Source organism: Streptomyces sp. NPDC039465 (genome assembly GCF_055639315.1).
The window spans coordinates 1,093,887-1,113,201 of the sequence record NZ_JBVKAP010000001.1; the positions used below are offsets into that span (position 1 = coordinate 1,093,887).

The window sequence follows — 19,315 nt, forward strand, 5'->3', positions numbered from 1 at the left end:
TCATCCGACGGGGACCACCGGGGCGGCCGGGGCCGCCGGGATACCGGTGACCAGTTGGCCGAGGAGTCCGCCGACGATCCGCGGGCCGTCCTGGGTCAGGACGGACTCGGCGTGGAACTGCATGGAGGCGAAGTGCGGTCCGCGCAGGGCGTGGACCTCTCCGGTGGCCGGGTCGCGGCTCACCTCCACGGTGCCGATGCCGGGGGCGTGGACGGTGTCGGTGTCGCTGCGTGCGGCGAAGGTGTTGTAGAAGCCGACGCGTTCGCGGCTGCCGAAGAGGTCGATCTCCTTCTGGACGCCCTGGTTGGGGACGTCCCGGCGGGCGAGGTCCAGGCCGAGGCGCATGCTCAGGACCTGGTGGCTGAGGCAGACGGCGAGGAACGGCCGGCGCTGCTCCAGGAGTGCGGAGACGGCCCCCCGCAGATGGGCGATCTTGGGGTGGTCGGCCTCGCGCGGGTCGCCGGGGCCGGGTCCCATGATGACGAGGTCGTAGCCGTCGAAGGAGTACTCCTCGTCGAAGCGGCGGACCGTCACCCGCGGGCCCATGGAGCGGACCTGCTGGCCGATCATCGAGGTGAAGGTGTCCTCCGCGTCGACGATCAGGATGCGCTGCCCGGCCAGGACGGGGTCCGGGCGGCCGCGGGCCGCGTCCTCGGCGAGCCAGAAGCCCGCGATGGTCTCGTTGCGCTGCTCCAGGGCGGCGCGGACGCTCGGGTGGGCGTGGAAGCGGGAGGTCCCGTCGTCCTCCAGCGCGGCGAGCAGTCCGGCGGCCTTGGCCCGGGTCTCGGCGACCTCGGACTCCGGGTCGGAGTGGCGTACGAGTGTGGCGCCGACACCGATGCGCACCCGTCCCGTGCGATCGATGTCGGCGGTCCGGATGAGAATGGCGGAGTCCATGGCGCGGCCGCCGTGGGCGTCGCGGCCGATGAGGGCGACGACGCCGCTGTAGTAGCCGCGGCCCTCGGGTTCGTACTTGCCGATGACCCGGCAGGCGCTCTCCAGCGGGGAGCCGGTGACGGTCGGCGCGAACATGGTCTCGCGCAGGATCTCGCGGGGGTCGCGGGTGGTGCGGCCCTCGATGAAGTACTCGGTGTGGGCGAGGCGGGCCATCTCCTTGAGGTACGGGCCGACGACCCGGCCGCCCGCGTCGCAGATCCGGGCCATCATCTTGAGCTCTTCGTCGACCACCATGTAGAGCTCGTCGGCCTCCTTGCGGTCGGCGAGGAAGTCCAGGACGCCGGGGAGGGTGGGGCCGGTGGCCGGGTAGCGGTAGGTGCCGCTGATGGGGTTCATGACGGCGGTGCCGTCCTGGAGCGAGACGTGCCGCTCGGGGGAGGCGCCGACGAAGGTCCGCTCGCCGGTGTGGATGAGGAAGGTCCAGTACGCCCCCGTCTCCCGCTCCACGAGCCGGCGGAAGAAGGCGAGTGCGCTGGGCAGCCCGTAGTCGGTGATGTCGGCGGTGAAGGAGCGGCGGATGACGAAGTTGGCGCCCTCGCCGGTGCCGATCTCGTCGGCGATGACGCGGCGCACGATCTCGGCGTAGTCGGCGTCGTCGACGTCGAAGTGCCCGCCGGTCAGCTTGATCGGCACGTCGGGGATCTGCAGGAGAGCCGCGTCCAGGGCGACGGTCTCCTGGGCGGTGACGGTCAGCGCGATGAGCGGGGAGCCGTCGTCGGCGCAGGTGAAGCCGCGCTCGCCGATCTGGCGGTACGGGACGACGGCGAGGACTTCGTGCCGGGCGGCGGCGCCGGGCTCCGGGGCTGCGTCGGGCAGCGGGATGTCGGCGAGGGTCGCCGGCTCGGTGACCTCGCCGAGGAGGATGTCGAGTCCGTGCGGGCCGGTGGTCTCGGGGCGGTGCAGCACCGCGAAGGCGGGCGGCGGGGTGGGGCCGAGGATCCGGGAGAGGAGGTCGCGGTCGGTGGGGCTCATGCCAGGACCTCCTTGGTGGTGGTGACGACCGCGCAGCGCTTGGCGGCGTAGTCGACGGCCTGCCAGTGCTCGGCCTCCGAGAAGTCGCCGACGGCGTCGGCGACGAGGAACGTCTCGATGTCGTTGGTGAAGGCCTCGACGGCGCTGGCGAGGACGCCGACGTGGGCGTAGACGCCACAGATGATCAGCTGGTCGCGGCCGTGGAAGCGCATCCGCTCCAGCAGGTCGGTCTTGAAGAAGGCGCTGTAGCGCCACTTGGTGAGCAGCCAGTCCGACGGGGTGGGCGCGAGCGGGGCGACCACCTCGCGGTCGGCGGGGTCGACCTTCATGCCCGGGCCCCAGAAGTCGGCGAGCAGACCGCGCTGTTCGGGGGTCATGCCGCCGGGCTGCGCGGTGTACGCGACGGGGACGCCGTGCGCGGCGCAGCGGTCGCGGAGCTGGGCGGCGTTGGCCACCAGCTGGTCGCGCAGGGGCTGTGGGAAGGGGCCGAGGAAGTAGCGCTGCATGTCGTGGACGAGCAGCACCGCGCGGTCCGGGTCGATGGACCACGTGGGGGTGTTGGGCGGCAGGGCGCCCGCCGTCGGCAACGGATAGGCCTCGATGGGCGGTATCCCGGCCATGACCGTCCTCTCGTGACTCGTACTCGTACGGGTGAGTGGGGTGCGGGTGGTGGGTCAGGCGCCGAGCGAGGCGCCGCCGTCGACCGTGAGGTCGTGCAGGGTGATGTGCGAGGCCTGGTCGGACAGGAGGAAGACGACGGCGTCGGCGACGTCCTGCGGCTGGGCCAGCTTCTTCAGGGGGATGCCGACCCGGTAGGCGTCGGGGCGGCCCTCGATGGTGCCCTTGGGGCCCGACTCGTCGTGCCACATGGACGAGAGCATCGGGGTGTCCGTGGAGCCGGGGGCGACCAGGTTGCAGCGGATGCCGTACTTGGCGACCTCCAGGCCGAGCGACTTGGTGAAGAGGGACGCGGCGGCCTTGGAGGCGGCGTACGCGGCCATCTCGCTGCGCGGGGTGTTGGCGGCGTTGGAGGCGACGGTGACGATGGCGCCGCCGCCGCGCGGGATCATGCGGTCGACGACGGCCCGGGAGACCCGGAAGACGCCGGTGGCGTTGACGGCGAAGGTGGCCGCCCAGTCCTCGTCGCTGAAGGTGCGCACTTCTCCCAGGCGGAGCACACCGGCGGCATTGACGAGGAAGTCGAGGGGGCCCAGGCGCCGTTCGGCCTCGTCGACGAGGGCGGTGACCTGGGCGCCGTCGGTGACGTCGGCGGGGAACGCCTCGACCTTCAGACCGGCTTCGGCGAGTTCGGCGACGCGCTGCTTGAGCAGGGTCTCGTCCCGGTCGACGGCGGCGACGGTGGCGCCGCGCGTGGCCAGGGCCCGGACGACCGCGGCGCCGATGCCGCCCGCCGCCCCGGTGACGAGGGCGATCTTCTGCTGCATGTCCGTACCTCCGTGACGTGGGGCTGGATGGGGTCAGGCGCGCCAGGCGGCGAGGACCGACATGGCCTGGGCCGGGTTGAGCCGCGGGTCGCAGAAGCTGGTGTAGTGGTCGCCGCAGCGGCCGAGCTGGTCCTCGTCGCGGACGCACTCGGTGACGTCGTCGGGGGTGGTCTCCAGGTGGACGCCGCCCGCGATGCCGCCGCTGGAGCGCACGGCGAGCTGGAATCCGGAGATCTCGCGTTCGACGGTGGTGGTGAGGCGGGTCTTGAGCCCGCCGGGGGCGGTGACGGTGTTGCCGTGCATCGGGTCGGTGAGCCAGATGACCGGGTGCCCGGCGGCGCGTACGGCCTCGACGAGCGGCGGGAGCTGCTCGGTGACCTTCCCGGCGCCCATGCGGGCGATCAGGGTGAGCCGGCCGGGCTCGCGCTCGGGGTCGAGGCGCTCGCACAGGGCGAGCAGTGTGTCGGTGGTCATCGACGGGCCGACCTTGCAGGCGACCGGGTTGGCGACCTCGGCGAGGAGGGCGACATGGGCGCCGTCGACCTGGCGGGTGCGTTCGCCGATCCACGGCCAGTGGGTGGAGGCGAGGAGCAGCCGGCCCTCGTCGTCGCGGCGGAGCATCGGGACCTCGTAGTCGAGGAGCAGCGCTTCGTGGCTGGTCCAGACGGGCGGGTCGATGACCGGGCGGCCGACGGGCTTGCGCCAGCCGAGGTGGCCCATGATGTCGTTGGCGGCCATGTAGCCGGTGAGCAGACGCAGCGGGTCGGGGCGGCGGCTCTCCTCGTCGGGCTCGGGGCCGTTGACCATGTGGCCGCGGTAGACGGGCAGTTCGCGGTCGCCGATCTTCTCGGTGTCGTTGGAGCGGGGCTTGCCGAACTGGCCGGCCATGCGGCCGACCCGGATCACCGGCTTGTGGGTGATCATCTTCATGGTGCCGGCGAGCAGGTCGAGGACGGCCGCCTTGCGGGCGACGTGGTGGGCGGTCGACTCGTCGGGGTCCTCGGAGCAGTCGCCGGACTGCACGACGACCGCCTCACCCGCGGCCGCCTTGGCGAGCAGCGACCGCAGGGTGTCCACGTCGGTGGCGCTGACCAGCGCGGGCCGGACGCGCAGCTCCTCCCGCACCCGCTCCACCTGCGATTCGTCCTCCCATGTGGGCTGTTGCAGGGCCGGCTTGAGCCGAATGTCGAGCAGAGTGTTGTCCACGGTGGTGTCTCCTATGGCGACAGGGAAGGGCTGGGGCGAGCCCGGCAAGATCCGAAAGACAAGCCCCAGGGCTCCGGCCGGGGACGGCGGCCGGGAGGCGGGGGCGGTCGCCCCCGGGGCCTCAGGCGCCGCGCAGGCCCTTGTTGAGGGCGGTGGCGATCTCTACGGCGCGGCGGGTCTGGAAGTCGATGGCGGCGAGGTTCTCCTCGGCCACGGCGGCCGCCTGGTTGCCGGACACGCTGGAGGTGCCGTACGGGTTGCCGTTGGCGGGGGCGAACTGCACCGGGTCGGCGTAGCCGGGCGGCACGATGATCGAACCCCAGTGGTAGAAGGTGTTGTTGAGGGCGAGGAGGGTCGACTCCTGGCCGCCATGGGTGGTCGACGTGGAGGTGAACGCGGAGGTCACCTTGTTCACGAGCTTGCCCTGGGCCCACAGTCCGCCGGTGGTGTCGATGAACTGCTTCAGCTGGGCGGCGCACTGCCCGAACCGGGTGGGCGTGCCGAGCAGGATGACGTCGGCCCACTCCAGGTCGTCGAGGGCGGCGATCTCGATGTCGCGGGTGGCCTGGGCGTGTTCGGCCCACTCCGGCTTGGCGTCGATCACGGCCTGCGGGGCCAGTTCCGCCACCTTCCGCAGCCGCACCTCGGCGCCCGCCTTCTCCGCCGCGTCGGCCGCGGCCTGGGCGAGCAGGTGAACATTTCCGGTCGACGAGTAGTAGATGACGGCAACATTCGTCATGAGAGAAACTCCGCTGAAGTGGATGAACGGCCCGACGGCGCGTAATTCCCGGGAATCATCCATTGAGCGGTGAGGTGCGGCCAATGTGCTGGGCCGCACTCCGTCAAGTGGCCCGATAATCCATCAAGTCGACGGTGAGCCCGGTCACATCGTGACCGGGCGTTCCGTGTTCGTTCAGACGATTTCCATCTGCGCCATCATTCCCATGGCGGCGTGATCGAGCATGTGGCAGTGGTACAGATACTTCCCCCGGAAGCTGTCGAAGGTGGCCTGGAACGTGACCGTTTCGCCCGGCATCACGCGTATGGTGTCCTTGAGGCCGGCCTCGGCGGGACCCGGCGGGTTGCCGTTGCGGGTCAGGATGCGGAACTGCACCAGATGGATATGGAAGTTGTGCGGAATACCGAGATTCGCATTGGTCACGGTCCAGATTTCGGAACCGCCCCACGGCACGGTGCTGTCGATCCGGCGGTGGTCGTAGACCTTGCCGTCCATATAGCCCTGCGGGTTCGGCCGGCTGTCCTCGTCCATGCTCATCACCACCGCGCGCCGGCCGGTGACGGCGGGCAGCGGGGGCAGGGTGCGCAGGGTCGCGGGGACGGAGCTGGGGTCGGTGGCCGTCTTGACCACGTCGAAGCGGAGCACCTTGCCGGTGCGCTCGGCGGGGCCGGGGCCCTCGGTGTTCTCCAGGACGATCTTGGTGCCGACGGGGTAGCGGGAGAAGTCGACGACGACGTCCGCGCGTTCGCCGGGCGAGAGGGCCACCGTGTCGGTGGTGAAAGGTTTCTCCAGGAGGCCGCCGTCGGAGCCGATCTGGATGAACGGGGAGCCGTCGGAGAGCTTGAGGGTGAAGAACCGCAGGTTGGTCGAGTTGAGCAGCCGGAAGCGGTACTTGCGGGCCGCGACCTGGAAGTAGGGCCATGCCTTGCCGTTGGCGAGGATGGTGTTGCGGCCCATGAAGTCGTCCATGGTGTAGACGAGCTTCCCGGACAGGTCGATGTTGGCCTCGCGCAGCATGATCGGCACGTCGTAGACGCCCGAGGGCAGCGGCAGCGCCTGCTCGGTGGGGTCGGTGAGCAGGTAGAACGCGGACAGGCCGCGGTAGACGTGCTCGGACTCCATGTGGTGGGCGTGGTCGTGGAACCAGAGCGGGGCGTGCGGCTGGTCATTGGGGTAGTGGTACTGCCGTACGCCCGCCGGCGCGATGGTGTCCATGGGGTCGCCGTCGTGCTCGGGTGCCACATGGCCGCCGTGGAGATGGATGGCGACCGGCATGTCCAGCTTGTTGTACTGGTTGATGACCACCGGGCGGCCGCTGGTGGCCCGGATCAGCCCGGGGAAGGCGTTGTTGAAGCTGAACACCTCGGTGAGCACACCGGGCACGATCTCCTTGCTCGCCCGCTTGATCGACACGTTGTAGGTGTCGATACCGCCCGTGGTCGAACTCGGCGCGATGACCTGCGGCATCGGCATGGGCTGGGTGAAGAAGGAGGTGGTGGGGGCGGCGGTGTCCGCCTCGGCCACCGCCCGCGCGCCGATCAGCGGCGAGAGAGCGGCACCGGTGGCGACGGTGCCTCCCGCGGCGAGGGAGGCGCCTATGAACCGTCGTCTGCTGAGCATGGGTCGGGGATTCCCCTCGTTTCTGGGCGCGCCCGTCTGCGCGCTCGGAGCCGTGCATGGGGGGAGCCGTGCATGGGGGGAATGTGGGGGTGGTGGTGCGTGGGGGGAGGCATGAAAGAGCCGGCCGGGGCCGCGGTGTGCACACCGCTGGGCCACCGGCCGGCCCGGACCGGGCGGGAGGCTGGTCAGGCCTTCTCGACGACGACCTTGATCTTCTCCAGGGTCTCCTGGATGTCGCGGGTCATCTTCACGGTCCAGTCGGCGATGAACTTCCGCTTGTCGGGCTCGTCCATGTCCTTGGTGATCTCGTGGATTCCGGGCGAGGCGTATCCCATCCGGAAGGTCTGGGAGAGCGTGGTGCCGTTTTCGCCCGGGGTGAGCACGAACGACCAGACGAGATCCTGGGGCTCACCGGTCTTGGAATGGATCTTCCAGCGGAATGCCTGACCGGGCGAGGTCTCGACCACTTCCGACTTCGTGTGCCAGATTCCGCGGATGAGCGGCGCCCAGGTGACGATGTCGTCGCTGCGGAAGTTCTCCCCGAGGAATACGGAACCGACTGCTCCGGGCTCCCCGGACAGCCACTTGCCGTCCTGGAGTTCCGAGCTCCACTCGGAATGGCGCTTCATGTCGCTGACGATCGAGTAGATCTTGTCGGCCGAGGCTGCGATGTGAATCTCGGCGCCCAGCTCGAATAGGGGGCGAGACTCCAGAATCGACGTTGTCATGGCTAGATCCTGCCGATGCCAGGGGGCCCGCTCAAAGGTCGCGGCGTGAATCCGTCAGGTCTTCGTGGGACCTGACTGAGTACGCCGGCCGGCATTGGCCCCGCCGGGCCGCTGGGGCAGCATCACGATCGTCGCCTCATTCGGCATTCGTACGCACCGTACGCACGGGGAGTTTGTATATGTCCCAGTCGGGAGTTACTCATGAGCCTCGGAGACGTTCTGTCGTGGCGGCCGCTGCCGCGCTGGCGGCGGCCGTGACCGTACCAAGCGCCGCCCAGGCACGGGAGCGTACGGACCAGGAGGGCGACGGCACCTCCGGGCCGGTCGTCACCAGGATCAGCGGCGGGCTCATAGCCGGCGAGCGCAGCGGCGGTCTCTCAATCTTCCGCGGGGTGCCGTACGCCGCTCCCCCGGTCGGCGCGCTGCGCTACTGCTCACCGCGGCCGGTCACCCCCTGGAGCGGGGTGCGCGACACCACCCGCTTCGCGCCCGTCTCGTACCAGACGTATCTGCCGGGCTCCAGCGAGGACAGCCTCTACGCCAACATCTGGACGCCGGACACCAAGGGCTCCCGCCCGGTGGTGATCTACATCCACGGCGGCGGCTGGTTCCTCGGCGCCGGCAGCGAGCCGGACTTCGACGGCGCCCGCCCGGCCGCCCGCGGCGACATGGTCGTCATCACCTTCAACTACCGCCTGGGCGTGCTGGGCTGGGGCCTGCACGAGGAGCTGGCCGACCCGCGCACCGGCGCGTACGCGAACTGGGGGCTTCAGGACCAGGCGGCCCTGGTGCACTGGGTCCGGCGCAACGCCGCCGCGTTCGGCGGCGACCCCGACAACATCACCCTGACCGGCACGTCCGCGGGCGGCTCCTCCACCTGGCAGCTCGCCCAGCTCCCGGAGTTCCGGGGCATCATCCAGCGGATCGTGCCGATCAGCGTCAAGCATGTGTGGGAGCCGGCCAGCACGCTCACCCCCGAGGACTCCCATCACGTCTTCGAGCTGATCGCGCGCAAGCTCGGCACCACCGTCAAGGGGCTGCGCCAGGTCCCCGCCGACCGGCTCAAGGACACCTGGGAGCAGCTGTTCTCGGGCAGTCCGACCCAGCGCGAGGTCACCACCTGGCGGGAGTACCGCGGCCCAGTCGTCGACGGCCGCTGGATGCTCGGCCACGACCACGCCATGCCCACCCCGGCCCTGCCGACGCTGGCCGTCTACGGCCGCACCGAAGGGTCGTTCTTCACCACCGGCCCCGGCTACCCCTTCCCCGGCCCGCACCCCACGAACGACGCCGAGCTGCGGGACGCGATCCGTGCCGTGCTCGACAAGGGCGCGGTCCACGTCGCCGAGACCGAGGTCGACGCGACGATCTCCGCCTACCGCAGGGCGGCCACCATCGACGGCCTCCCTCAGGACCCGGTCTCCATCTGGGGCGCGATCTGGGGCGACAGCCTCTTCCGCTACCAGATCACCCGGCTCGCCGAGCGGCAGGCCCGCGAGCGGCCGGACGTCCCGAGCTATCTGATGGAGTTCGCGCACCCGGTCGCCCCGCCGCTGACCGGCACTCCGCACGAGGCCACGTCGAAGTTCCTCTTCGGCACCTACGGCATCCCGGCCAACGCCCCGCACTACGGCGACGGCCCGCTGGAGCGTCTGGTGTCGGACACCTTCATCGACCTGATCGCCACGTTCGCCCGGGGCAAGGCCCCCAGCAGCCCGAACGCACCGCACTGGCCGGTCTTCTCACCGGACCGCCCCAGCACGCTGCTCCTCGGCGGCGAGAACGTGGCCCGTGTGGGCACGCCGTCCGCGCTGCGCCAGCTCGCCCACTGGGACACCGCCGGCTGGGTCCCGGTCCCGCGCCCCTGACGGCGTACCCCCGCTCACCACTGCCCCGGGCGAACCCCGGGGAGCCCGAGAAAGGAACTGAGGCGCCATGTGCGGACTCACCGGCTGGGTCGGTTACGACCGTGATCTGACGCTCGCCGGGGACACGGCCTCGGCCATGACCCGGACCCTGGAGTGCCGCGGCCCGGACGACGGCGGCATCTGGCTGTCGCGGCACGCCGCCCTCGGCCACCGCCGGCTCTCCATCATCGACCTGGAGAACGGCCGTCAGCCGATGCACGTCGACGGCAGCGACGACGGCCAGCCCGTCCTCGTCTACACCGGGGAGGTCTACAACTTCCTGGAGCTGAGGGAGGAACTGACCGGCCTCGGCCACCGGTTCCGCACCCACAGCGACACCGAGGTGGTCCTGCACGCCTACCTGGAGTGGGGCGACGCGTTCGCCGAGCGGCTCAACGGCATGTACGCCCTCGCGATCTGGGACCCGCGCACGGAAGAACTCCTGCTCGTGCGCGACCGGATGGGCGTCAAGCCGCTCTACTACTACCCCACCGCCGACGGCGTGCTCTTCGGCTCCGAGGCCAAGTCGATCCTGGCGCACCCCGAGGCCGAGGCCGTCGTCGACGCCGAGGGCCTGGCGGAGATCTTCGCCATCATCAACACCCCCGGGCACGCCGTCTTCAAGGGCATGCACGAGGTCGTCCCCGGCACCTCCGTCCGCTTCTCCCGCGCCGGACACACCGTCCGTACGTACTGGCGGCTGGAGGCGCGCGAGCACACCGACGACCTCGACACCACGATCGGGACGGTCCGCGGCCTCCTCGAGGACATCGTCGAGCGGCAGCTGATCGCCGACGTGAAGGTGGGCACGCTGCTCTCCGGCGGCCTGGACTCCAGCGCGGTGACCGCGCTCGCTGCCAAGGCACTGCGCGAGCAGGGCAAGACCGAGCGCATCACGGCGTTCTCCGTCGACTTCAAGGACCACGGCGAGACGTTCCGGGACAACGGCATCTGGATGGACCCGGACACGCCGTACGCCGTCGACGTCGCCGAGCACGCGGGCGCCGACCACGTCATCGTCGAGCTGGAGAACACCGACATCCTCGACGAGGACGTTCGCGCCCGGGTGCTGCGCGCCCAGGACCTGCCGGTCTCCACCGGCGACATGGAGCACTCCCTCTACCACCTGTGCAAGGCGCTCAAGGAGCGCGTCACGGTGGCCCTCTCGGGCGAGGCGGCCGACGAGATCTTCGGCGGCTACAACTGGTTCTTCGACGAGGAGGCCGTGGGCGGCGACACCTTCCCGTGGTACGACGCCTGGCGGCGGCTCGGCGGCCTCGGCACGATCAAGGAGATCGGCCTCTGGGACCGGCTCGGCCTTGAGGAGTACGTCAAGCGGCGCTACGCCGAGTCCCTGGAGGCCGTGCCCCGCCTGCCCGGCGACTCCGCCCACGAGACCAGGATGAAGGAACTGACCTGGCTCAACATCACGCACTGGGAGAAGTTCCTGCTCGACCGCAAGGACCGGATCTCCATGTCCGCGAGCCTGGAGGTCCGCGTCCCCTTCACCGACCACCGGCTCGTCGAGTACGTCTACAACGTGCCGTGGGAGATGAAGAACTTCGACGGCCGGGAGAAGAGCCTGCTGCGCGCGGCCGCCGCGCACGTGCTGCCCGAGTCGGTCCTCGAGCGCAAGAAGAGCCCGTACCCCTCCACCCAGGACCTGGAGTACGTACGGGCCCTGCGCGCCAAGGTCGAGGCGCTGCTGTACGACGGCTCGCCGGTGCTGCGCCTGGTCTCCCGCGAGGGGATCCAGAAGCTGCTGGACAAGCCGCTGGAGGAGTACTCGGCGCTCGGCGGTCTGTGGGGCACCCGCGCCGTGATGGAGCGCCTGGTCGAGTTCAACGCCTGGGTCGCCGAGTACGACGTCCGCGTGGAGCTCTGAGCCGACCGCTGCCCTGCCAGGCGCCGGGTACCGCCTCCGGGCGGTGCCCGGCGTACCGGCGTTCCAGGGCCACGTATCACCCGCCCCACCGGACACACGGAGTACGAACGATGGACAACCACCGCCTGCCAGGCAGCCACCGGAAGCCGTCCAGGGCGGCGATCGGGCGCTATCTCCCGCCCCGGGGGCGCACGGTGCTCCTGGAGTTCCTGATCACCGCGGGGATCCTGTTCCTCATCGTCACCAGCGCCCGCTGGATCTTCGCCCCGGACGCGCCGCTCGGCTCCGTACTCACAGGCCGGGTGGCGTTCGTGGCGATGGGCGTGTTCTTCGGCGTCGTCAACACCGCGATCATCCATTACTCGATGAGCCGGAAGACCGCGGGGCACATGAACCCCTCGGTGAGCATCGGGCTGTGGATGCTGCGGGTCTTCCCCGGCCGGGACGTACTGCCCTTCTGTGCGGCGCAGATGACCGGCGCGGTCGCCGGGACCTGGCTGGCGGGCCTTGTCTGGGGCTCCGTGGTCACGCTGCCGCAGGTCGGGTACGCGGCGGTGGCGCCGTCGCCCGGCTGGGGGTTCTGGGGGGTGCTCATCGCCGAGACCGTCGCGCAGCTGGTGTGCATGACGATCGTGGCCGCGCTGCTGATCAGGCCGCGCTGGGAGTGGCTGATCCCGGGCGCGGTCGGGCTGTGCATCACCGGCTTCATCGCCGTCCTGGGGCCGGTCTCGGGCGGCTCGGTCAACCCGGCCCGCCAGTTCGGGCCCGCGCTGCTGTCCGGGAACACCGGCTTCCTGGTGGCCTATCTCGTCGGGCCCGTCCTTGGCGCGGCGCTGGCGGCCGGGCTCGCGGCCGCGCTGAAGGTGCCGGCGGGGCCGGGACCTACGGCGCCCGCCCCGGCCGGGCCTGAGGCGTGGAGAAGCGACGGTTTCGGCGTCACCGTAATCGACCCGGACGCGGTGTGCCCGGACACGATCCCGCCGGAGATGTTCCGCCCGGACCCGCACCGCCCCGAAGAGCCCTACCGCATCTGACCGGTACCCGAACCGGCACCGAACCCTGAGGAGAGCACGGCATGTTGGGAACGTACGGCCTGCCCACCGAGGTGGAGACCGCGCAGGAGTGGCAGAGCGAGAGCCTCGACCTCGACGCGTATCTCGACCGGATCGGCTTCACCGGCGCGCGCACCCCCACCGCGGACACGCTGGCCCGCGTGCACCGCGGGCACATGTCCACCATCACCTTCGAGAACATCGACATCGCGCTGGGCCGCCCGGTCTCGCTCGACCTCGACCGGATCCAGGACAAGCTGGTACGGGCCGGCCGCGGCGGCTACTGCTACGAGAACAACCTCCTGCTCGCCGCCGCCCTCGACCGCCTCGGCTTCCCGGTCACCCGGCTGCTCGCCCGGATCCGCCAGGGCGAGACCCGCCGCCGCTTCCGCACCCACACGGTGCTGCTGGTGCGCGCGGAGGGGCGGATCTGGCTGGCGGACGCCGGGTACGGCTACAGCGGGCTGATCGACCCGCTGCCGCTGGAGGACGGGGCGACGGTGACGGTGGCCGAGTGGACCTGGCAGCTGGTCGCCGAGGGCCCCGACTGGATCGTGCAGTGTGCGCGGCGGGGCGACTGGTTCGACATGTACACCTTCCGACAGGAGCCGCAGTTCCGGATCGACTTCGAGGCCGCCCACTACCTCAGCTCGACCCGGCCCGGGTCGCCGTTCGTGGGCCGGCTGGTGGCCCAGCGGGAGACGGAGAAGGAGCGCCGGCTGCTTCAGGACAAGGTGCTGGTGACCGAGTATCCGGACGGCCGTGAGGAGCGGCGTGAGTTGTCCGCGGCGGACACGGTGCTGGCCCTGCGGGAGCTGTTCGCGGTGACGCTCACCGACGAGGACGAGCGGCAGCTGCTCCAGTTCTTCGCCCGCGAGTAACGACTTGACGGACTTCCCGCGCCGGTGTGGATCGGCCGGGCCGCCTCCGGAGAGGATCACGACCGGAACCAGGCCGACGGGCCGAGGGGGGAAGAAGAGGGCGGGGCAGGACCGACGAGTCCTTGCCCCGCCCTCTTACGCGCGTTGCTGGTTGGCGGACGAGTTCCGGGAGGTCACACGAACGATCCGGCCGGGATGAGCGACGCCGCCGGTACCCGTACGGGCAGCGCGGGGCGGCTTCGGGTCCGGGCCACGTCGCGGACCGTGAGGATGGACCGCTGGAGCCTCCGCAGCCGCGCGGAGGGCTCGACGCCCGATTCCTTCTTGAGGCCCTTGCTGAGCCGCTGGTAGACCTCAAGGGCCTCGTCGCGGCGGCCGCAGCGCAGCAGCGCCACCATGAACTGGCCGTGCAGCGGCTCGTGGGTGCGGTACTGGGCGACCAGTTCGGAGAGGTCCGAGATCATCTCGAAGTGGCGGCCGAGTCGCAGCTGCGCCTCCACCCACTGGTCGAGGGCGCTGAGCCGGGACTTCTCCAGGCGGGCTATCTCCTCGCGCAGATGGGGTCCGGCGGCGACCCCGGAGAAGGCCTCCCCCTGCCAGAGAGCGAGGCCTTCGCCGAGCCTGCGGGCGGCGCGCTGTAAATCACCGGCTTCCATGGCCCGGTACCCGGCGCCGGTGGCCCGCTCGAACTGCGAGGAGTCGATCACGCCGCCGCCGGTGTCGAGCCGGTAGCCGCCGGGCAGGGAGACCAGGACGGCGTCGGCGGTGCGGCGCTCCAGCCAGGTGGAGCCCGGTTCGGGTGGTTCGCCGGAGCGCAGCGCGGTGCTGATCAGCGCGCGTAGCTCCTGGACGTATCCCTGGAGTTGGGCCCGTGCGCCGCGTGGCGGGACGGAGGGCCACAGCTCCTCGACGAGGACGGCCACGGGGACGACCTGGTCCGCCCTGGCCGCCAGCAGCGCCAGGACCTGCTGTGGAGCGGCGGCCGTCGGTGTCACCGAGACCCCGTTCTCCTGCACTGACAGTCCCCCCAGGATCCGGACGTCCACTCTGCCCCCTCAGTCTTGGCGCGGCTCGGCCCACGGTCGATTAGAAAAGCAGACCCGGAGGCATGTCAATAAGAAACCCGGAGGTATGGATTCGTGGCGCCGAACTCCGGGTCTTTATGACCGTTTTGACGGGGTATCAAGCCATCAAGTCTGCGTCAAGGCCTCCGTGAAGCGTACCCGTCGGTCCAGATTGTGGACCGGCGGGTACGCTTTGGAACGTCAATTGCGGGCGTACGGCAGATGAAGAGTTTGTAGCATCCTCAGAAAACGGGGAGCCGGGTATGTTTTTAGAGCCCACGTATGGGCTCGTATCGGCCTACGCGGTGGTGGTCGCGGCCTCGGCGGCCGCCAACGCCCGTGCGCCGCGCCCCGGTTCCATGTCCAGCATGGCGAGGACGGCCGGCACGGCGATGCTCGGCAGAAGGTGCCGGTACAGCGACGACGCCCAGCGGTCCATGTCCGCACGGTTGTCGAGCGCCTGGGACATCAGATTGAGGCCGGCGTACGCACCCACGACGAGTGGGGCGACCTCCTCGGTGTCCGTGTGCGGCAGCAGCTCGCCGCGCTCCTTGGCCTCGTTGAGGACCCGGAGGTTGAGCTCGGTCCACTCGCGGTACGGGCCACTGCGGTTGAGCTCGTGGCCGCCCTGGTCGAGCGTGAGCCGGACACTGCCGCGCAGCAGCCCGTCCGTGGTCAGCCGGTGGGCGAAGACCATGCCGATGTCCACGAACTCCTGCATCTTGGAGACCTGCGGCATGGGGACGGGAACGGCCGAGACCTGGGCGTCAATCACCGCGTGCGCCAGGTCTTCCTTGGAGTCGAAGTGGAAGTAGAGCGCACCCTTGGTGACCTGGGCCAGCTGCAGGATGTCGGTGAGCTTCGCGGCCTCGTAACCGCGCTCGTCGAAGACGGTGGCGGCCGCTTCCAAGATCGCCTGGCGCGTTCGAATCGCGCGATCCTGCTTCGCCATTGGGGGTCACGTCCCTCTCATAGCCCGATGCCCGGTCGGGGCCTCGCGCTCGCTCCGTGCCTGCTCGCACTGCACAGTCGAAAACAGCAAGTATGGATGGATACGTGCAGAGGGCACAAGAGTGGTGCGCAGGGCTTCCCCCTGGTCCCCGCAGCGGCTCTCCGTCCCTCTGCCCGCCTCCGTCTCGTCCGTCCCCCGGTGCGGCCTCACACCATGGTGAAGCCGCCGTCCACCGGCATGATCGCACCCGTCACGAAGGAGGCGCGGTCACTGAGCAGCCAGGCGGCCGCCTCCGCTATCTCCTCGGGCTCCGCCGTACGGGGCTGCGGCGTCGCGGCGTGCAGCGCCTCCTCGACACCGGGAACGGCGGCGAACCACTCGGCGACGACCTCGGTACGGGTGGTGCCGGGCGCCACCGAGTTGACCCGGATGCCCTGGGCCGCGTACTCGGCGGCGGCGGCCTTGGTGAGCCCCACGACGGCGTGCTTCGCGGCGACGTACGGCGCGGCGACGGGCGTGGCGAGCAGGCCGCCGACACTGCTGTTGTTGACGATCGCCCCGCCGCCGGTCGCCAGCATCGCGGAGATCTCATCCCGCAGGCAGTTCCAGACCCCGCGCACGTTCACGTCCATGATCCGGTCGAACAGCTCGTCGCCCATGGTGTGCAGCGGCTCACGGCCGGCGCCCCAGCCCGCGTTGTTGAAGGCCACGTCCAAGCGCCCGTACCGCTCCACCGCGCGGCCCACCGCAGCGGCGGTGTCCTCGGCGCGGGTCATGTCGGCCACCACGTACTCGGCCTCGGCGCCCTGCTCGCGCAGCTCGGCCACGACGGCCTTCAGCTTCTCCTCGCGGCGCGCGGCGAGCACCACGGTGGCGCCCTCCCGGGCGAACACCCGGGCGGCGGCGGCTCCGATGCCGCTGCTCGCTCCGGTGATCAGGGCGATCTTGCCAGTCAGCAGGCGGTGGTCGGCAGTCATGGGACGGATGTCTCCCTCGGCAGATGGGTCGGGTGTGCGGCGGGCCTCGGCCCGGGGACGCCGACGTGGCGGGGCACGGCCGGTCAGCCGGTCCAGCTGCGGCCGGCGGCGGCCTCGTCATCGATCCGGCGCAGCAGCGGCTCGTCGATCTCGGCGAGCTTACCGACCACATGACGGACACCCGCCCGGCGCATCAGCTCGCCCTGGAAGCCGTGCGCGAAATCGCTGGGGTGCCCGACGAAGGCGGTCCCGAGCTCCTTGGCCACCTCGCCGACCCGGGCCACGTCGTCGATGAACAGCACCTGGTCGTGGCGGAGTCCGAAGATTTCGGTGATCTCGTGCAGACCGGGACGGAAGTCGTTGGTGCACACGTAACCGGGGTCGTCGAAGAGCCCGGCCTGCGCCCGCAGATGGTGGTCGAAGTGGGACTTGCCGAGGCCGCCGTAGCAGACCGTACGGAGCCCCAAGGCGCGCAGCAGGGTGAGCAGCTCGGTGGCGCCGTCGAGGACCCGCAGCGGGTGCTCGGCGAGGTGGGCGGCGCGCTCCTCGAAGTAGGCGGTGACGACCTCCTGCGGCGTGAGGTCGACTCCGGCGGCGGCGCCCAGGGCGGCCGCGGCGGTGAGCTGGGTCTGGGAGAAGATCTCCCGCTCGACCTCGGCGTCGTAGCGCCCGCCGCGGCTGGTGATGAAGTGATGGATGACCGGGCTGAAGGTGTCGTTCAGCAGGACGCCGTCGATGTTCACGGCGGCGAGGCGTAGCTGTCGCAGGGGTTCCACGGGTTCTCCAAGGGCGGCCACGAGCCATGGCGTATCGGGCCGTGCCCACCTGGGTGTGGTGTGTGCGCCCCGAACCGGCGTCTCGGACATCCGCGAAACAGACCTGGCGGTACAGATTTTCCGGCAGCTGGAAGATACCTGACACGGCAGTTCCGGTGAACCCCGGGGTCTCACGTATCGGACATCTGCCGTTCTGGTGGGCGCTGTTGGGCGGTCGACCCGGTGGAGCACGATGAACTCGGCCCTCTACCACCCGTCCCGACCTGACAAACCAGCCAGATTTCGGCCACGAATTGCTTGCGAAACCGACCTCGGGGTTCGTATCTTCCGCGAGTCCCGTCCGTTTTCTCCCGAGCTTCGCCGCACTCTCGCCCTCGTCGGCCCGTTCCTTGAGGACCCCATGCTGCAGACGACCTTTGCGCCCAGCACCTCCCCGACGCCGAACGGCACACCGCGCGAGAGCCGGCGGCTGACCACGACGGCCCCGCGGGAGTACGTGCACCGGGCGGCGGTCGCGGAGGTGTTCCTGACGGACGAGTGGTCCCGGCACGGCGAGGAGCGCTTCACGCTCACCGCCCAATGGCCCCGCGCCCACAGCTTCTTCGCGCCCGTCGGTGGGGTGCACTACGACCCGCTGATGGCCGCTGAAACGATTCGGCAGGTGGGGGCCTGGCTGGCGCACGCGGGCTTCGGCGTCCCGCTCGGCCACCAGTTCCTGATGTGGGAGCTCAACTACAGCGTCCGGCAGGAACGTCTCACCATTGGCGGCGCCCCCGCCGACCTCCGGCTCGACGTCGTCTGCACCGACGTCCAGCGGCGCGGCAGCCGGCTGACCGGGCTGCGCTACGAGGTCGTGGTCAGAGACGCCGACGGCCGCACGGTGGCCACCGGCAACGCCCGCTACACCTGCACCAGCCCCGACGTCTACCTCCGGGTGCGCGCACCCCAGCTGGCCGCCCTGGCCGCCGCCGACCCCGAGCCGCCCGCCGCGCCGGTGGCGCCCGGGCGGGTGGGCCGGCTCAGCGACTTCGACGTGGTGCTCGCCCCGACCGGCGAGCCGAACCGTTGGCAGCTGCGCGCGGACACCCGCCATCCGGTGCTCTTCGACCACCCCGGCGACCACATCCCGGGCATGGTGCTCCTGGAGGCGGCCCGCCAGGCGGTGCACACCATGGCGCCGCGGGGCCGCACGGTCCTGCCGGTCGCCATGGACAGCTCCTTCCACCGGTACGCGGAGTTCGGCAGCCCCTGCTGGATAGCGACCGAGCCCGCGGTGGGCCCCGGTGAGCGGGGCGGTCTGGTCCTGGTCACCGGACGACAGGGCGACGAGATCGTCTTCACCTCGGTCGTCGAGGTGGCGGAACTGCCGGCCACGCCCGGCGGGGCCTGACCGCCCCGCGGCCGGTCAGGTCAGGGCCGCGGCGATCAGCAGCCCGAAGGCGGCGGTGATGAGCACCGTACGGACCAGGTGCAGGCGGTTCCACTTCGCCTCGAACGCGGCCCGCACGGCGCTCGCGGGCTGCCCCTCGGAGGCGGCGAGCGCGTTGTTGAGGGGAACGTTCCCGCCCATGGTCACCAGGTGGTTGAGGACCGCGCACACCAGTCCGGCGAGCACGAGCCAGAACTGGGTGTCCGAGCGGCCCTCGACGGGCACGGCGAGCGCCAGCGCGGGGAAAACCACCAGGCCGATGAAGACGACCATGAACACGGCCTTGGGGACGTACTCGTTGATACGTCTCATGACGGTGACGAATTCGCCGTCGGTCAGTCTGGCCAGCGCGGGCATGATCCCGGTCTGGAAGATGAGCATGAAGCCGGCGTAGAGGCCGGTGAAGCCGATGGCGAGGGCGAGGAAGGCGGTGGGCATGGGCCCATCATGGCCGCGGAACGCGGCCGCCACGGTGCTCTTTCGCCGACTCGTTCACGCCACTGCCCGTATGGCGCCCCGGGAGGCGCCCGGCCCAATGCGGCAAGGGCGTACGGAGGTTGAACCACCGCGTCCGGTGGCATGGTCTCGCCATCCCGCCACCTCCCTCTTGTCACAGTGTGGAGTCACGTGCGTACATTGAGTTGCGCACGAGATGGCGGGGGGTGGTCAGCCGTGGCGGACTTCGCGGGCTCTGTGATCGGCTGGTCGGACACGACGGAAGGACC

General features: G+C 70.6%; 17 protein-coding genes. 5 read left to right on the plus strand and 12 right to left on the minus strand.

What is annotated here, in order from left to right:
• The 7 genes from ACZ7LT_RS04885 to ACZ7LT_RS04915 all read right to left on the minus strand — a co-directional run bounded on the left by ACZ7LT_RS04885 (position 1) and on the right by ACZ7LT_RS04915 (position 7,667).
• Entirely contained in the window at positions 1–1,929 is a 1,929-nt protein-coding gene (locus tag ACZ7LT_RS04885; RefSeq protein WP_471234349.1) for an anthranilate synthase family protein, read from the minus strand.
• Entirely contained in the window at positions 1,926–2,549 is a 624-nt protein-coding gene (locus ACZ7LT_RS04890; protein ID WP_471234351.1) for an isochorismatase family protein, read from the minus strand. Before ACZ7LT_RS04890 ends, ACZ7LT_RS04885 begins: the two co-directional genes overlap by 4 nt.
• A 54-nt stretch (positions 2,550–2,603) precedes the next feature.
• The gene (locus ACZ7LT_RS04895) at positions 2,604–3,374 is read right to left on the minus strand and encodes a 2,3-dihydro-2,3-dihydroxybenzoate dehydrogenase (RefSeq protein WP_471234355.1); all 771 of its coding nucleotides are present in this window, start codon (positions 3,372–3,374) and stop codon (positions 2,604–2,606) included.
• Between the two features lie 33 nt (positions 3,375–3,407).
• The gene (locus ACZ7LT_RS04900) at positions 3,408–4,580 is read right to left on the minus strand and encodes a 3-deoxy-7-phosphoheptulonate synthase (RefSeq protein WP_471234356.1); all 1,173 of its coding nucleotides are present in this window, start codon (positions 4,578–4,580) and stop codon (positions 3,408–3,410) included.
• Positions 4,581–4,701: 121 nt separating this feature from the next.
• A complete protein-coding gene (gene wrbA / locus ACZ7LT_RS04905) occupies positions 4,702–5,319 on the minus strand; it encodes an NAD(P)H:quinone oxidoreductase (RefSeq protein WP_471234358.1) in 618 nt (205 codons plus the stop codon).
• 174 nt (positions 5,320–5,493) lie between these two features.
• The gene (locus tag ACZ7LT_RS04910) at positions 5,494–6,939 is read right to left on the minus strand and encodes a multicopper oxidase family protein (RefSeq protein WP_471234362.1); all 1,446 of its coding nucleotides are present in this window, start codon (positions 6,937–6,939) and stop codon (positions 5,494–5,496) included.
• 185 nt (positions 6,940–7,124) lie between these two features.
• Entirely contained in the window at positions 7,125–7,667 is a 543-nt protein-coding gene (locus tag ACZ7LT_RS04915; protein WP_471234366.1) for an SRPBCC family protein, read from the minus strand.
• A 224-nt stretch (positions 7,668–7,891) separates the two neighbouring features.
• Here ACZ7LT_RS04915 and ACZ7LT_RS04920 point away from each other — a divergent pair, with 224 nt between their 5' ends.
• From ACZ7LT_RS04920 to ACZ7LT_RS04935, 4 genes are all read left to right on the plus strand, one after another.
• Positions 7,892–9,535, plus strand: a complete 1,644-nt coding sequence (locus ACZ7LT_RS04920) for a carboxylesterase family protein (protein WP_471234370.1) — start codon at positions 7,892–7,894, stop codon at positions 9,533–9,535.
• A 67-nt stretch (positions 9,536–9,602) separates the two neighbouring features.
• Positions 9,603–11,459 (plus strand): asparagine synthase (glutamine-hydrolyzing), encoded by a 1,857-nt coding sequence (asnB, locus tag ACZ7LT_RS04925; protein ID WP_471234374.1) that lies wholly within the window; start codon positions 9,603–9,605, stop codon positions 11,457–11,459.
• Between the two features lie 110 nt (positions 11,460–11,569).
• Positions 11,570–12,493, plus strand: coding sequence for an MIP/aquaporin family protein (locus ACZ7LT_RS04930; protein WP_471234378.1), 924 nt, complete (start codon positions 11,570–11,572; stop codon positions 12,491–12,493).
• 41 nt (positions 12,494–12,534) lie between these two features.
• Entirely contained in the window at positions 12,535–13,392 is an 858-nt protein-coding gene (locus tag ACZ7LT_RS04935; RefSeq protein ID WP_471234381.1) for an arylamine N-acetyltransferase family protein, read from the plus strand.
• 173 nt (positions 13,393–13,565) lie between these two features.
• Here ACZ7LT_RS04935 and ACZ7LT_RS04940 read toward each other — a convergent pair whose 3' ends face one another.
• The 4 genes from ACZ7LT_RS04940 to ACZ7LT_RS04955 form a co-directional block, all read right to left on the minus strand.
• Positions 13,566–14,438: an AfsR/SARP family transcriptional regulator gene (locus ACZ7LT_RS04940; protein ID WP_471234384.1), complete on the minus strand. Its 873-nt coding sequence runs from the start codon at positions 14,436–14,438 to the stop codon at positions 13,566–13,568.
• 316 nt (positions 14,439–14,754) lie between these two features.
• Positions 14,755–15,408 (minus strand): ScbR family autoregulator-binding transcription factor, encoded by a 654-nt coding sequence (locus tag ACZ7LT_RS04945; protein ID WP_471234389.1) that lies wholly within the window; start codon positions 15,406–15,408, stop codon positions 14,755–14,757.
• A 206-nt stretch (positions 15,409–15,614) separates the two neighbouring features.
• On the minus strand, positions 15,615–16,385 hold the full coding sequence (locus ACZ7LT_RS04950; protein WP_471234391.1) for an SDR family NAD(P)-dependent oxidoreductase: 771 nt from the start codon (positions 16,383–16,385) through the stop codon (positions 15,615–15,617).
• Positions 16,386–16,468: 83 nt separating this feature from the next.
• Positions 16,469–17,152: an HAD family phosphatase gene (locus tag ACZ7LT_RS04955; protein WP_471234792.1), complete on the minus strand. Its 684-nt coding sequence runs from the start codon at positions 17,150–17,152 to the stop codon at positions 16,469–16,471.
• Positions 17,153–17,561: 409 nt separating this feature from the next.
• On the opposite strand from ACZ7LT_RS04955, the gene ACZ7LT_RS04960 reads away from it, so the two are divergent.
• Entirely contained in the window at positions 17,562–18,551 is a 990-nt protein-coding gene (locus ACZ7LT_RS04960; protein WP_471234393.1) for a ScbA/BarX family gamma-butyrolactone biosynthesis protein, read from the plus strand.
• A 15-nt stretch (positions 18,552–18,566) separates the two neighbouring features.
• Here ACZ7LT_RS04960 and ACZ7LT_RS04965 read toward each other — a convergent pair whose 3' ends face one another.
• Complete coding sequence (locus tag ACZ7LT_RS04965; protein WP_471234395.1) at positions 18,567–19,028, minus strand: anthrone oxygenase family protein; 462 nt, start codon at positions 19,026–19,028, stop codon at positions 18,567–18,569.
• Positions 19,029–19,315: the final 287 nt, after the last annotated feature.

Bases quoted from the DNA above. Each gene is read 5' to 3' on its own strand.
- ACZ7LT_RS04885 (WP_471234349.1), bottom strand. From the start codon at position 1,929: ATGAGCCCCACCGACCGCGACCTCCTCTCCCGGATCCTCGGCCCCACC.
- ACZ7LT_RS04890 (WP_471234351.1), bottom strand. From the start codon at position 2,549: ATGGCCGGGATACCGCCCATCGAGGCCTATCCGTTGCCGACGGCGGGC.
- ACZ7LT_RS04895 (WP_471234355.1), bottom strand. From the start codon at position 3,374: ATGCAGCAGAAGATCGCCCTCGTCACCGGGGCGGCGGGCGGCATCGGC.
- wrbA (WP_471234358.1), bottom strand. From the start codon at position 5,319: ATGACGAATGTTGCCGTCATCTACTACTCGTCGACCGGAAATGTTCAC.
- ACZ7LT_RS04910 (WP_471234362.1), bottom strand. From the start codon at position 6,939: ATGCTCAGCAGACGACGGTTCATAGGCGCCTCCCTCGCCGCGGGAGGC.
- ACZ7LT_RS04915 (WP_471234366.1), bottom strand. From the start codon at position 7,667: ATGACAACGTCGATTCTGGAGTCTCGCCCCCTATTCGAGCTGGGCGCC.
- asnB (WP_471234374.1), top strand. From the start codon at position 9,603: ATGTGCGGACTCACCGGCTGGGTCGGTTACGACCGTGATCTGACGCTC.
- ACZ7LT_RS04930 (WP_471234378.1), top strand. From the start codon at position 11,570: ATGGACAACCACCGCCTGCCAGGCAGCCACCGGAAGCCGTCCAGGGCG.
- ACZ7LT_RS04935 (WP_471234381.1), top strand. From the start codon at position 12,535: ATGTTGGGAACGTACGGCCTGCCCACCGAGGTGGAGACCGCGCAGGAG.
- ACZ7LT_RS04945 (WP_471234389.1), bottom strand. From the start codon at position 15,408: ATGGCGAAGCAGGATCGCGCGATTCGAACGCGCCAGGCGATCTTGGAA.
- ACZ7LT_RS04950 (WP_471234391.1), bottom strand. From the start codon at position 16,385: ATGACTGCCGACCACCGCCTGCTGACTGGCAAGATCGCCCTGATCACC.
- ACZ7LT_RS04960 (WP_471234393.1), top strand. From the start codon at position 17,562: ATGCTGCAGACGACCTTTGCGCCCAGCACCTCCCCGACGCCGAACGGC.
- ACZ7LT_RS04965 (WP_471234395.1), bottom strand. From the start codon at position 19,028: ATGCCCACCGCCTTCCTCGCCCTCGCCATCGGCTTCACCGGCCTCTAC.